11 protein-coding genes and 1 pseudogene are annotated in these 13,795 nt (G+C 60.4%); 8 read left to right on the top strand and 4 right to left on the bottom strand.

Annotated features, from left to right (window positions below; genetic code table 11):
- The first annotated feature begins 248 nt into the window (after positions 1–248).
- The 8 genes from urtA to ACQKPE_RS08520 all read left to right on the top strand — a co-directional run bounded on the left by urtA (position 249) and on the right by ACQKPE_RS08520 (position 7,405).
- Positions 249–1,493: an urea ABC transporter substrate-binding protein gene (urtA, locus tag ACQKPE_RS08555; protein ID WP_427664911.1), complete on the top strand. Its 1,245-nt coding sequence runs from the start codon at positions 249–251 to the stop codon at positions 1,491–1,493.
- 81 nt (positions 1,494–1,574) lie between these two features.
- Positions 1,575–2,492: an urea ABC transporter permease subunit UrtB gene (gene urtB, locus ACQKPE_RS08550; RefSeq protein WP_427664909.1), complete on the top strand. Its 918-nt coding sequence runs from the start codon at positions 1,575–1,577 to the stop codon at positions 2,490–2,492.
- A gap of 10 nt (positions 2,493–2,502) precedes the next feature.
- Positions 2,503–3,678, top strand: coding sequence for an urea ABC transporter permease subunit UrtC (gene urtC / locus ACQKPE_RS08545; protein ID WP_427664907.1), 1,176 nt, complete (start codon positions 2,503–2,505; stop codon positions 3,676–3,678).
- A complete protein-coding gene (urtD, locus tag ACQKPE_RS08540; RefSeq protein ID WP_427664906.1) occupies positions 3,675–4,436 on the top strand; it encodes an urea ABC transporter ATP-binding protein UrtD in 762 nt (253 codons plus the stop codon). The genes urtC and urtD overlap by 4 nt, the downstream gene beginning before the upstream one ends.
- Positions 4,437–4,446: 10 nt before the next feature.
- Complete coding sequence (urtE, locus tag ACQKPE_RS08535) at positions 4,447–5,136, top strand: urea ABC transporter ATP-binding subunit UrtE (protein ID WP_427664904.1); 690 nt, start codon at positions 4,447–4,449, stop codon at positions 5,134–5,136.
- 133 nt (positions 5,137–5,269) lie between these two features.
- Positions 5,270–6,499, top strand: a complete 1,230-nt coding sequence (gene fmdA / locus ACQKPE_RS08530; RefSeq protein ID WP_427664902.1) for a formamidase — start codon at positions 5,270–5,272, stop codon at positions 6,497–6,499.
- Between the two features lie 89 nt (positions 6,500–6,588).
- A complete protein-coding gene (locus tag ACQKPE_RS08525) occupies positions 6,589–6,936 on the top strand; it encodes an FmdB family zinc ribbon protein (RefSeq protein WP_427664900.1) in 348 nt (115 codons plus the stop codon).
- A 142-nt stretch (positions 6,937–7,078) separates the two neighbouring features.
- Positions 7,079–7,405, top strand: coding sequence for a hypothetical protein (locus ACQKPE_RS08520; RefSeq protein WP_427664898.1), 327 nt, complete (start codon positions 7,079–7,081; stop codon positions 7,403–7,405).
- A gap of 76 nt (positions 7,406–7,481) precedes the next feature.
- Here ACQKPE_RS08520 and ACQKPE_RS08515 read toward each other — a convergent pair whose 3' ends face one another.
- From ACQKPE_RS08515 to ACQKPE_RS08500, 4 genes and pseudogenes are all read right to left on the bottom strand, one after another.
- Entirely contained in the window at positions 7,482–8,093 is a 612-nt protein-coding gene (locus ACQKPE_RS08515) for a class I SAM-dependent DNA methyltransferase (protein WP_427664896.1), read from the bottom strand.
- A gap of 389 nt (positions 8,094–8,482) precedes the next feature.
- Positions 8,483–9,289 (bottom strand): annotated as a pseudogene (locus ACQKPE_RS08510) (AAA family ATPase); the annotation flags it as partial.
- 117 nt (positions 9,290–9,406) lie between these two features.
- Positions 9,407–11,485, bottom strand: a complete 2,079-nt coding sequence (locus ACQKPE_RS08505; protein WP_427664894.1) for a PAS domain-containing protein — start codon at positions 11,483–11,485, stop codon at positions 9,407–9,409.
- Positions 11,486–11,629: 144 nt separating this feature from the next.
- Positions 11,630–13,768 carry a methyl-accepting chemotaxis protein gene (locus ACQKPE_RS08500; protein WP_427664893.1) on the bottom strand — a complete coding sequence of 713 codons (2,139 nt, stop codon included), beginning with the start codon at positions 13,766–13,768 and terminating at the stop codon, positions 11,630–11,632.
- Positions 13,769–13,795: the final 27 nt, after the last annotated feature.

The following is a 13,795-nucleotide window of genomic DNA, read 5'->3' as shown; positions in this document are numbered from 1 at the left end:
ATGGAAGGTTGAAGCAGCAACATCCATGCCTGTCGCTTGGCCCGCCTGCGTCCCGGCGTTGGGCGTCCTGTTCTCGCGGGCGTCAGCATGACCGGGTGGCGCTGTTTGCGCGCTACGTCAAATGACGTATGCGCTTACGTCATGCTGCGTATACACAGGTTTTGGCCCGCCCCCCATGCTGGCAGTCACTCGCGACAAGGCGCCCCAGAGCGCCGGCGAGCACGACGACCCATACAGGAGCCGGAACCATGGATTCACCTCAGACTGCTGCAAAACGCTTTCTCCCTCGACGCCTGAGCCTGGGCGCGGCGGCGCTTTCACTGGTCGCGGCCAGCGTGTTCGGGCAACTGGCCGTGGCCGCAGAGGCCAACACTACCGGGCTTGCCGTAACCGCCACCGAGGTGACGGTCGGCCAGCTGCATTCGGCGACCGGCACCATGGCCATTTCCGAAACCGGCTCGATCCAGGCCGAGCGGCTGGCCATCGAGCAGATCAACGCCTCGGGCGGCGTGCTCGGGCGGCAGATCAAGGTCATCCAGGAAGACGGCGCCTCCGACTGGCCGACTTTCGCGGAAAAAGCCAAGAAGCTGCTGGCCGGCGACAAGGTGGCGGCGGTGTTCGGCTGCTGGACCTCGGCCTCGCGCAAAGCGGTGCTGCCAGTGTTCGAGAAGGAAAACGGCCTGCTCTACTACCCCACCTTCTATGAGGGCCTGGAGCAGTCGAAGAATGTGATCTACACCGGCCAAGAGGCCACCCAGCAGATCCTCGCGGGCCTGGACTGGATCGCGAAAGAGAAGGGCGCCAAGACCTTCTACCTGATCGGCTCGGACTACATCTGGCCGCGCACCTCGATGAAGATCGCCCGCAAGCACATCGAAAACGTGCTCAAGGGCACCGTGGTCGGCGAAGACTACTACCCGCTGGGCAACACCCAGTTCGGCTCGTTGATCAACAAGGTCAAGCTGAAGAAGCCCGATGTGGTCTTCGCCGCCGTGGTCGGCGGCTCCAACGTGGCCTTCTACAAGCAGATGAAGTCCGCAGGCGTCACCGCCGCCAAGCAGAACCTGCTGACCCTGTCGGTGACCGAGGATGAACTGCTCGGCATCGGCGGCGAGAACATGGAAGGCTTCTACGCCTCGATGAAGTACTTCCAGAGCCTGGACAACCCCAACAACAAAGCCTTCGTCGATGCCTTCAAGGCCAAGTACGGCAAGGACGCGGTGATGGGCGACGTGACCCAGGCAGCTTACCTCGGGCCGTGGCTGTGGAAGGCGGCGGTGGAGAAGGCTGGCAGCTTCGACATCGACAAGGTGGTGGCGGCCTCGCCGAGCATCGAGCTGAACACCGCGCCGGAAGGCTACGTGAAGGTCCACGACAACCATCACCTGTGGAGCAAGACGCGCATTGGCGAAGTGCAAGCCAACGGCCAGTTCAAGGTGATCTACGAGTCTGACCTGATCGAACCGAACCCTTTCCCCAAGGGGTACCAGTAACTGCGGCAGCGAGCCTCAGCCTTTGGCCTGAGGCTCGCTGGTCGGGTTCAGCCTTCATGACAACCCCGAGGAGAGACCACCATGCAATGGCTATCTGATTTCGGTGCCATCGCCGCCATGCAGGGGTTCAACGGCCTGTCCGTGTTCTGCGTGCTGCTGCTCATGGCCCTGGGACTGGCGATCATTTTCGGCCAGATGGGCGTGATCAACATGGCCCACGGCGAATTCCTCACCATCGGCGCCTACACCACCTACGTGCTCTCGACCCTGGTCAGGGACTACCTGCCGTCGATGCAGCCGTACTATTTCTTTTTCGCCATCGCGCTGTCGTTCGTGGTCGCGGCCGCAATCGGCTGGGTCGTCGAGCGGGTGATGATCAGCCGCCTGTACCACCGCCCGCTGGACACGCTGCTGGCGACCTGGGGCCTGTCGCTGGTGATGCAGCAGGCGTTTCGCTCGATCTTCGGCGCCCGTGAAGTCAGCGCCACCCCACCGGACTGGCTGATGGGCGCAGTGAACCTGACCGACGCCATCGAAATTCCACGCAACGGCCTGTTCGTCATGGGCCTGACGATACTGGTGACCGGCGCCATCTTCCTGATGCTGTATCGCACCCGCTGGGGCCTGCAGGTACGGGCCACGGTGCAGAACCGGGTGATGAGCCGGGCCGTGGGCATCAACACGCGCCAGGTCGACCGTATGACCTTCGCCCTCGGCTGTGGCGTTGCTGGAGTGGCGGGCGCGGCCTTCACCACCATTGGCTCCACCGGGCCTACCGCCGGCTCGCTGTACATCGTCGACACCTTCCTCACCGTGGTGTTCGGCGGCGCGCAAAGCCTGCTCGGCACCATCGCCTCGGCCTTCGCCATTGCTCAGACCCAGTCGGTGTCGGAGTTCTTCATGAGTGGCTCGATGGCCAAGGTGCTGACCCTGTCGACGGTGATCCTGATCCTGTTGATGCGCCCGCAAGGGTTGTTCTCCAGCAAAGTTCGCAAATAGGGGCGCACAGATGAACGCTTTGCACAAACTCATGGGCGGGCGCCAGGGCACTTATGGCCTGCTGGTGCTGGCCGTTCTGATCCTGGTGGTGTTTCCGCTGGTGCTGGATGCCTTTCGCCTGAACATGGTCGGCAAGTACCTGACCTACGCCTTCGTTGCCGTGGGGCTGGTCCTGTGTTGGGGCTACGGCGGCATCCTCAGCCTGGGGCAGGGGGTGTTCTTCGGCCTGGGCGGCTACTGCATGGCGATGTTCCTGAAGCTCGAGGCCAGCGACCCCGAGAGCACCAAGATCCAGTCCACCCCCGGCATTCCGGATTTCATGGACTGGAACCAGTTGACCGAACTGCCGGCCTTGTGGATACCGTTCCACAGCTTCGGCTTCACGCTATTCGCGGTGGTGGCAGTGCCGGTGATCCTTGCGCTGGTGATCGGCGCGGCGCTGTTCAAGCGCAGGGTAGGGGATGTGTACTTCTCCATCGTCACCCAGGCCATCGCGCTGATCCTGACCGTGCTGATCATCGGCCAGCAGGGCCTGACCGGCGGCGTCAATGGCATTACCGACCTGCGCACCCTGCTGGGCTGGGACATTCGCGGCGATGGCGCCAAGCTCGTGCTGTATTTCATCAACGCCGCTCTGTTGCTGGGCTGCATCGTGATCGGCAAGTTCATCCTGGCGTCCAAGCTTGGCCGTTTGTTGATGGCCATGCGCGACAAGGAAGAGCGGGTGCGTTTTTCCGGCTATGACGTGGCCAGTTTCAAAGTGTTCGTGTACTGCGTCGCGGCCGGCTTCTCGGCCATCGGCGGGGCGATGTTTGCCTTGCAGGTGGGCTTCATGTCGCCGTCGTTCGTCGGCATCGTGCCGTCCATCGAGATGGTGATCTTCGCGGCGGTCGGCGGGCGCATGTCGCTGCTTGGTGCGGTGTACGGCGCGCTGCTGGTCAACTACGGCAAGACCTACTTTTCCGAATCCTTCCCGGAGCTATGGCTGTACTTGATGGGCGGGCTGTTCATCGTCGTGGTGATGTACTTCCCCAACGGCCTGGCCGGTGTGTGGGAAAGCCATGGGCGCAAATGGCTGGCGCGGTTCAGGAAGCGTCCGGCGCCGGCTGTCGTGGCCACGTCCAGCAAACCCGCGCCATCCAGCGCCAGCAAGGCCGCCACCCCTTCAATGGAGACCCAGCCATGACCGCCACCAGTGGCTTCCAGATGCCCAAGCCGGTACTGGCCATCGAGGGCCTGACCGTGTCGTTCGATGGCTTCAAGGCCGTGGACGACCTGAACCTGTACATCGACCGCAACGAGGTGCGCGTGGTCATCGGCCCCAACGGGGCCGGCAAGACCACCGTGCTCGACCTGATCTGCGGCAAGACCCGCGCCACCGGCGGCAGCATCCAGTTCAACAACCGCGAACTGACGCGCATGAAGGAGTACGACATCGTGCGGGCCGGGGTTGGCCGCAAGTTCCAGACCCCGTCGATCTACGACAACCTCAGCGTGTTCGAGAACCTGGAAATGTCCTTCCCCAAGGGTCGCACGGTGTTCGGTGCGCTGTTCTTCAAGCGCAGCCAGGAGGTAACGGCGCGGGTCGACGAAGTGGCGGCGCAGATTTTTCTGGCTGACCTGTTGCAGCAACAGGCGGGGCTGTTGTCCCACGGGCAGAAGCAGTGGCTGGAGATCGGCATGCTGCTGATGCAAGACCCGGAGCTGCTGATGCTCGATGAGCCGGTGGCCGGTATGAGCGTCAGCGAGCGGGCGCAGACCGCCGAGTTGCTCAAGCGCATCAGCCAGGGACGTTCGGTGCTGGTGATCGAGCACGACATGGAGTTCGTCAAGAGCATCGCCCACAAGGTCACGGTGCTGCACCAAGGCAAAGTACTGGCCGAAGGCAGCATGGAGGCCGTGCAGAACAACCCGAAAGTCATCGAAGTCTACCTGGGCCACTGAGGAGCGCGGCATGTTCACCATCAATCAGTTGGCCTGCGGCTATGGCCAGAGCCAGATCCTCCATGACCTGGACCTGGTCGTGGAAAAACAGGAAATCGTCGCGGTCATGGGCCGCAACGGCATGGGCAAGACCACCTTGTTCAAGAGCCTGATGGGCATCTTGCCGCAATGGCGCGGCGCGGTAGCGGTCGATGGGGTAGAGGTGTCGGCCATGGAAACCCACTCGCGGGTGGCGCATGGCATGGCCTATGTGCCCCAGGGGCGGATGATCTTCCCGTCGATGACGGTGCTGGAGAACATCCAGACCGGCCTGCCGGCATCGGCCAAGGGCAGGGTGCCTGAAGACCTCTATGCCTTGTTCCCGGTGCTGTTCGACATGCGCGCGCGACGCGGCGGCAACCTCTCCGGCGGCCAGCAACAGCAGCTGGCGATCGCCCGGGCGCTGGCCACCAACCCCAAGGTGCTGCTGCTGGACGAGCCCACCGAAGGCATCCAGCCCTCGATCATCAAAGACATCGCCCGCACCCTCAAGGAGATCCGCAGCCTGCGCAACCTGACCATCGTGGTCTCCGAGCAGGTGCTGTCGTTCACCCTGGAAATCGCCGACCGCTTCCTGGTGATCGAGAAAGGCCGGTTCGTGATCGAGGAAACCCGGGCCAATGTCGATGAGGCGACCATCAGCCGCTATCTGTCCGTCTAGCGCGACACCCGATTGATTCAGGCATCAGCCACAGGCGCCGTGCGGCGGCCTGGCGGGGAGCGCTTGCCCGCGAACAGGCCGCTGCCGTCCACCCCAAGCCACAGACTGAACCAGCAAACCAAGGAGCACACCCATGACTGACGTGTTGATCAAAGTCGACCTCAACCAGCCCGCCACCGAGAACGAGCAGGTGCACAACCGCTGGCACCCGGACATTCCCATGGCCTGCTGGGTCAAGCCGGGCGAGGACTTCATCCTGGAAACCTACGACTGGACCGCCGGGGCCATCAAGAACGACGACGATGCCAGCGATGTGCGCGATGTCGACTTGTCCACCGTGCATTACCTGTCCGGTCCAGTCGGTGTACACGGCGCTGAGCCTGGTGACCTGCTGGTGGTGGACCTGCTCGACATCGGCGCGCGCGCTGACTCGCAGTGGGGCTTCAACGGCTTCTTCTCGAAGCAGAACGGCGGTGGCTTCCTGACCGATCATTTCCCTCTGGCGCAAAAAGCCATCTGGGACTTCAAGGGCATGATGACCAGTTCTCGCCATATTCCGGGCGTCGAGTTCGCCGGCCTTATCCACCCCGGTCTGATCGGCTGCCTGCCGGACCACAAGATGCTCGCCGACTGGAACCGTCGCGAGCAGGAGCTGATCGACACCGAGCCGGGCCGTGTGCCGCCGCTGGCCAACCCGCCGTTCGCCAAGACCGCACACATGGGCAAGCTCAAGGGCGCAGAGCGGGACATGGCCGCCGCCACCGGCGCGCGCACCGTGCCGCCGCGCGAGCACGGCGGCAACTGCGATATCAAGGACCTGTCCCGCGGCTCGAAGGTGTTCTTCCCGGTGTACGTCGACGGCGCCGGGCTGTCGGTAGGCGACCTGCACTTCAGCCAGGGCGATGGTGAAATCACCTTCTGCGGCGCCATCGAGATGGCCGGCTGGGTGCATATGCGCGTCGAGCTGATCAAGGGCGGCATGGCCAAGTACGGCATCAAGAACCCAGTGTTCAAGCCCAGCCCCATCGTGCCCAACTACAACAACTACCTGATCTTCGAAGGCATCTCGGTGGACGAGGCCGGGCAGCAGCACTACCTGGACGTCAACGTGGCCTACCGCCAGGCGTGCCTGAACGCCATCAACTACATGACCAAGTTCGGCTACTCTCCCGCACAGGGCTACGCCTTGCTCGGCTCGGCGCCGGTGCAGGGGCATATCAGTGGCGTGGTCGACATTCCCAATGCCTGCGCGACCTTGTGGCTGCCGACCGAGATCTTCAAGTTCGACATCAACCCGAGCGCCAGCGGCCCGACCCAGTTCATCGATGGCAGCATCGACCTGCCGATTGCGCCGGATAAATAGCCCCGGGTGCGCCGAGGCGTGTGCCTGCTCATGTAGCCCGTGAACAGGCACGCTTTTGCACTAGACCAGGTCAATGTGAGGAAACGACCATGCCTTTGTACGAATATGAATGTGCCTATTGCGGCGACTTCGAGGCGCTGCGCCCTATGGTCGAGAGCGCATCGTCGTGCCCATGCCCCAGCTGTGGGGCTGCGAGCATGCGGGTGATTCTGTCTGCACCGGGTTTGGCAACGATGGCAAGCGATACGCGCAAAGGCATCGCCATCAACGAACGCAGTGCCCACGCGCCGCAGACGGTCGAGCAATACAAGGAAAACCGGCGTCACCCCAGCGGCTGTGGCTGTTGTGGTCCGAGCCGCAAGGTCGAGCCGACCAAGGACAACCCCCATGCACTAAAAGGGAAAGCGGCGGGGCGACCGTGGATGATCAGCCATTGATCGTTGCGTGAAGGGGAGAACCGAGACGCCGACTTATCGATAGGCGTAATAGCTACCATCGATATTTGTCGGTTCTATAACGGACAGCCGCATCGGACAATTGCGCCATTCCTTTTCTCGACCTTTATTGGGTATCCGTCCGATGCGTATCTCGACCCTCTCTTTCCTGGCCGTTGCCCTTGCCGTGTTGGCGGGCTGCTCATCCACGCCAAACCAGCCGACGCTGGAGCTCACCACGTCCAAGTCGCCGGAAGCCTATTCCACCTGTGTCGTAGAGAAACTGCGCGAAGGCCATCAGGAGCCCGACCTGTCGCAAGCCAACCGTGGCTACCGAGTGGTCCTGGCCAGTCCCGTGGCGGCGAGCAATGTCATCGAGGCCTATAAAGGCAGTACCGGTGGGAGAGTGTACGTGTACCAGCGCAGCCTGTTTGGTGATGAACTTACGCGTGTAGCAACTGCTTGCGTATGAGCCGCTGATCGAGATGATAAATATAACTAAACTAAATGAATATTTAGTTTAGTTATATTTTTTTTGTTATTTGTTTCTAGGCAGGGCGACACGCCAGCCACACTGTCAAACCACCGGCCTGCGGGTCTTCGACAACGTGCTCGATCACCTCGAAACCATGGTCGCGTAGCTGTGAGCGGTATTCCTGAGGGTCAAGGCTGGCGTGGTAAAGGGTCTCACCCTGGAATTCGCCCAAAGCTTCGCCGTGCGAGGTGCCACTGGTGAACATCAGGATTGCGCCAGGCACGGCATGGCGCTCGAACACCGGGAACATCCGGCGCTGGTCGTCGGGCTTTAGGTGAAAGAAGCTGTTCCAGGCCAGGACGGCGTCGAATCGGCGGCCCAGGTCCAGCCAGCGCATGTCTGCGTGAATCCATTCGTTGCCTGGGGAATGTTCTTGGCAGATGGCGAGCATGCGCGGTGAAGAATCCACGCCAGTGACGGCCAGGCCGTTGTGTATCAGGTAGCGTGCGACAGGCTGACCAGAGCCGCAGCCGAGGTCGAGTACCTTTGCGTTCGGCGCGAGCATCGACTGGAAGCGCTCGATCCATTTGCTGTCTGTGAGGTGGTTGGCGCGTAGCGTGTTCCAGGTTGTCGCGTGACGGTCGTAGAGATCGATGATCTGGTCGGCGGATGGGTGATACGACATGGCGTGTGGCTCGAGGCGTTGGAGCTGACATCATCGGGGTTGGTGGGCAGTGCTGCAAGGAATGGAGAATGGGCTTGTGGGTGGCTTTGATTTCGGCTGCGACGGCTCTGGTGGGTTCATACGAATGTTCGCATAATGTATATTATGTTAAATTATGTGTTCCCACATGTTGTCACGACCGGCACCTCGGCGTTGTCATCGCTGGCCGATCCGTACCAGCTCCCGCATAAGTTCCTCATGTCCATGCAGATTCAAAACGCTCCGCTGGCTGCGCCCCCTTTTCCTGACCAACCCAAGGCTTGTGGCAGCAAAACTACTGGTAGCTTGGGGAGGTCTATCAAGCTCTGGGTGGCAACGTGTCTGCAGCTTAGACGCGTTGCCTACCCACACTACCCCATCATTTTCACATAGTGCTCCTCAAAGCCAGTTTTCACGAAGACCTGCTTGAAACGGTCAATGTAGTGAGCTGGCACGATCTCGCCGAAGTCGGTGAGGTTGATCGCGTCTGAGTGGGACTCTCGGTTGACGTAGCGATAGAGCGACCGGAACGCGGTGTCTTCTTCTGCCAGGGACTGGAGTGCCTCTGCGAGTGCTTCCTGGCGATGCACGAAGTTGAAGTAGTACTCCAGAATGTTGCGCATCATGTTGGGGATGACCGACGCCGAGGTGCGTCCTTCCTGCGCGTCCTTGATGGTCTGCCAGAACGATTGGTAGTCATTCTGTACGTCCGATGCCTTCATCGGCACGAATCCGCTGTACTGTGCCTTGGTGATCCTGAATAGAGAAAACTCATCCGCTTTCTTGAGGTGCTTGAGCATCTCGTGGAAGAAAAAGAGGTTGTGCGTGAGGATGAAGACTTGCTTGAAGCGATCCTTGGGATTCAGAACCCGTCGATAAATGAGCGAAGCAATGTCGTAGACGTAGTTGTGCGAAAGACTGGAAATTGGGTCGTCAATGACGATCACGCGGTTGCTCTTGAGCTTTCCACTTTTGGTGTCGAGTTCACCGTTGCAAACCTCTAGAAAATAAAGGAACGATATCAGCGTTTTCTCACCCTCGCTTAGCGTTTTGAATACTCCCTGCCCCGTACTCGGACGCACTAAGCGATACCTTGGCAGCTCACCTTCTTCGCGAACCACCTCGAAGCCCTTGAGCCCGAGCATATTGAGGGAGGTGTTGATGCTTTCGATCGCCTGTTGCCGTCTTGGGCAAACAGTTGGCAAAGAGCTGAGACGGCGCGCTCACGTCAGATCCCAGCTTGACGTTTTTTTATTGAAAAAATCAAATAAAAACAACAAGTTAATTATTTTTTCTTAAGTTGAGCTGACAGCGCCATGCTTCCCAAGCAACCCCCTAACGCTCAACGTCAACGCTTCCAACGCAAACGGCTTGGTCAGCACCGCCGTACACGGCTCCAGCTGCGCATTGTCCAAAACATCCGGTTGCGCGTACCCCGTCATGAACAACACCGCCAACCCCGGCCTGTTGCTACGCCCAGCGTCGGCCATTTGCTTACCGTCGATTCCACCCGGCAAGCCGATATCTGTCACCAGCAAATCAATACGAGTATCGGACCGAAGCAACTGAAGCCCCGCCTGGCTGTCAGCAGCCTCGATGACGACGTACCCGCAGCTTCCCAGTATCTCGCTGACGAACATACGAACGGACGGCTCGTCATCGACGACGAGCACGGTCTCCCCTGAGGAAATCAGCGGCGATTCGGCCAGCGGTTCAGTGTTGGCGGCCTCTGCAATTTGAGCAGCATGGCAAGGCAGTTGGAGATAGACACGGGTTCCACCGCCCTCCTCTGACTCGATCCTGGCCTGGCCGCCCGATTGCTTGGCAAAGCCGTAGATCATTGACAGCCCAAGCCCTGTACCCGCCCCCACGGGCTTGGTGGTGAAGAAGGGCTCGAACGCCTTGCTCAACACGTCCGAGCTCATGCCGACGCCATCATCGGTGACGCAAATGGTGAGGTAGCTGCCTGGCGCCAGTTCGGGATCCAGCGCCGGGCCTTTCTCCAGTGCCTGGTTGTAGGTCTTGATGGAAATAGTGCCGCCACCTTCCAATGCGTCGCGGGCGTTGATGCACAGGTTCAGCAAGGAATTTTCCACCTGCGCGGGGTCGACCAGGCACACGCTGGAGATTGCATCGAGCTCGACCTTAAGCCCGATCAACGGCCCCACCGTGCGGCGAATCAGCTCTTCCATGTCGCCGATCAGGGTGTTCACGTTCGTGTGTACCGGCAACAGTGTCTGGCGGCGGGAGAACGCCAGCAGTCGATGGGTCAGCGATGCCGCTCGTTGAGCCGCGCCGTGGGCCACCGACAGGTAGCGTTCGATGTCCGCGACTCGGCCCTGCTTCAAGCGCAGCCTGATCAGGTCCAGGCTTCCCGTGATACCTGCCAGCAGGTTATTGAAGTCGTGGGCGATTCCCCCTGTGAGTTGCCCAACGGCCTCCATTTTTTGCGATTGACGCAGCGCTGCCTGGGCGGCTTCGCGCTCAGCCACGGCTTCCGAAATGCGTGCTTCCAATGTCCGGTTGAGCTCAAGGAGTTCCGATTCAGCCTTTTTTCGCGCCGTGACATCGATGGAGGAACCGATCAGCCCGATGACCTCCCCTGCATCGTTGAGCATTGGCGCCTTCATCGACAGCCAGTAGGTCGCCGAGCCATCCGGCATATCGACGCGCTCTTCGATCTGCTCGGGCTTTGCGCCGCGCATGATGCGTTGGTCCGTTTCCATGACCTGGCGTGCTTGGTCTTTGTCCTCGAGAACCTCCAGGTCGGTTTTGCCCAGGTAGGCCTCGGGTGGCTTGCCGATCAACTGGGTGGCGCCATGGTTGGCGACCAGCAGCCGCCCTTCGAGGTCCTTGGCATAGGCGACGCCAGGCACCGCAGCGGTAAAGGTACGGAGCAAGGCTGACACCCTGTCGCGCTCTACCTCCGCAGAGCGGCGCGATTCAATGTCCATAAGGACGCCTGGGAAACGTACAGCCAAGCCTGCTTCGTCAAGTTCTGCTCGGCCGTTGGCCTCGACCCATCGGTAACTGCCATCGTGCTGCCGCACACGGTACTCGCAGCGGTAGGCACCGCCACGGGTCATGGCCTGCTGGATGTCGGCCGAGACCCGGTCGCGGTCGTCAGGGTGAATGGAGGAGAAGGCTTCCTCGATCGGGATGCCCGCCATGCACCTGTCTGCCGGCAGCCCAAAGGAGCGTGAGAATCGCTCATCGGCGGTGACGCGGTTGTCTGGAATGTCCCACACCCAGGTGCCGACGATGGCGCCAGCATCAAGTGCGAGTTGCAGGCGCTCGGAGGCCGTCGTGGGAAACGAAAGCTCGCGGTTGGAAGCGTCAGTCCTGTTTGGGGTACCCGGGACTTCGTGATCCATTGATTGCCTCTCTCTAACAGCCACAGCCGAACGCCAGCCTCGAAACCGCAGATAATAGCGGCTCCTCTGTGCGAACGGAGTGGTGAGGCATGGAAAGTCTTCTTTAGAACTTCCCTAAGCCCTGGAGAGCGGACAACTGGGTAATCAAACTTTGAAGTGCTCCATTAGGTTTTGTTGGTGATTGGCCAGCCGATTAAGGTCCTGGCTAACCTGCGCAGACTGATCCGCCTGCCCAGAAAGCGACTCTGTCACGTCCCGAATAGCTGCCACGTTGCGATTGATTTCCTCAGCCACGCTGCTCTGCTCTTCCGCAGCACTGGCAATCTGCATGTTCATATCGGTGATCACCGCGATGGCATCACCAATACGTCGCAGCGCCGCCACAGCCTGCTCCACTTTCGCGACACTGCCTTGAGCCTGGTTGTGGCTGCCATGCATCGACTCGACCACCTCGCGGGTATTGTCCTGCAAGCCTTCGATCACGCCGCGGATTTCCTCGACCGAATCCTGGGTGCGCCTGGCCAGGCTGCGAACCTCATCTGCCACCACGGCAAAACCGCGCCCGGCCTCGCCGGCGCGGGCCGCCTCGATGGCGGCGTTCAACGCCAGCAGGTTGGTCTGTTCGGAAACCGCTCGGATGACCTCCAGCACCGAGCCGATACGCTCACTGCTGTTGGCCAGCGTCTGGACCTGGGCCATCGCCGCGCTCATCTCGCTTGAAAGCTGCGAAATGGATTGGGTCGTGATGCCGATGACAGCCAGCCCATCGCGGGACGCCTGGTCGGCGTTGCGTGCTGCTTCGGCTGCCATCGCCGCACTGCGCGCGACGTCCTGTGCAGTTGCACTCATCTCGTTCGAAGCCGTGGCGACCTGCTCTATCTCCTGGAGCTGCTGGTGCATTCCCGAGCTGGTCTGGCTTGCGATGGCGGCCGCTTGGTTCGCGGTATTGCGGGCGTCCAGCACAGAACTTTTGATGTCCGCGAAGATAGGCTGAAGCTTATCGAGAAACCGGTTGAACCAACCCACGAGTTCTCTAAGTTCATCTTTGTAGCCATATTCAAGGCGCCGCGTCAGATCACCCTCTCCGGACGCAATATCCTTGAGCGCGCTCGAAACCCCAAGGATGGGTCGCGTCACGCCTCGGGCGGTCAGTGATATCAAGAGCAGCCCCAGGATCGATACACCCAAGCCGATCACAAGCTCCAGCCAAGCGCTTTCGGACTTGTGAGCATCCATCTCGGACTGCAACTCCCTGGCCGGCGCCAACAGAACGCTTGTCGGCATGTCCAGGATGATTGCCCAGGGTTTAGCACCCGGCATGGGCTCGAACGGCGCCACCACCTGTAGATCGCTTCCGGAATCACGTTTGGTGATACGCCCCTGGCTGAGCATGGTCTTTATATCTGCAGCCGCGTCAGGGTAGACATCGACCAACTTATCGCCCAGACGCGCGATGTTGCGGCTGTGCGCTGTAAGCAAGCCTGCCGGCGTAAGGATGCTGATCCCGCCTTTTCCCTCGAAAAGCCCTGCGCTGCCACTTACGGCCAGCTCTTGTAGCGTGCCGATGCGTATATCCATCCCAACTACGCCAAGCACTTTCCCGTCGTCAATTACCGGAAACGCAAGCGTTGTGATCAATGCTTTCTGCCCCGATGTTTCATCGAAGTAAGGTTCCAGCAGGCAGGGTTCTTGACGTTGAATCGGGCATTGGTACCAGGTGTTGTAAGGGCTCCCATCGAGCATGGGCGTCGTGTCGTTGATCACGGCTTCAGAAGGCGCCAGGCCGCTGACCTGACCATTTTGCAGGGCCCAATAAGCAGAGAAACGCCCTACTTCATTACTGGCCGAATCGGGTTTGCCTATGAAAGGCGCGTCGTCACCGATGGCGTTCGGCTCGGCAATCATGTAGATGCTCAGCAACTGAGGGCTTGCCTGAAAGGCCTCTTTTACCTGCTGATTCAGGGTAAGGCGCAGTACGCTAGCATCGGTTTTCAATTCCCGAGCCAACTTGAGCGTGGAAATAACCTGTCGAGTCAGGTTCGACCCATCCTTGTAAGACGACAGGAAATAACGCTGAATCATCAACGCCTGCGCCCTGCCCTCGCCCTCCAGGCGCTCTTGCGCAGAAGTCGCCAGCATTCGCGTACTGGTCTCTTTCACAAGTTCGGTAGAGACACTCATGCCATGCCGTGAAACGCCGATGAGGATGGCTACGGTCGCGAGTAAACAGAGGCCCGCAAGAAGTGTGGTTTTCCACTGAATCGACAGTCTGTTCACAAGCATGGCGGACATTCCTGAGTCGGGTTCTAT

This window comes from Pseudomonas sp. NPDC089554 (assembly GCF_050280645.1).
Lineage (GTDB): Bacteria > Pseudomonadota > Gammaproteobacteria > Pseudomonadales > Pseudomonadaceae > Aquipseudomonas.
Note: the sequence above shows the minus strand (reverse complement) of the source record. Positions and strands in the feature narration are given on the sequence as shown.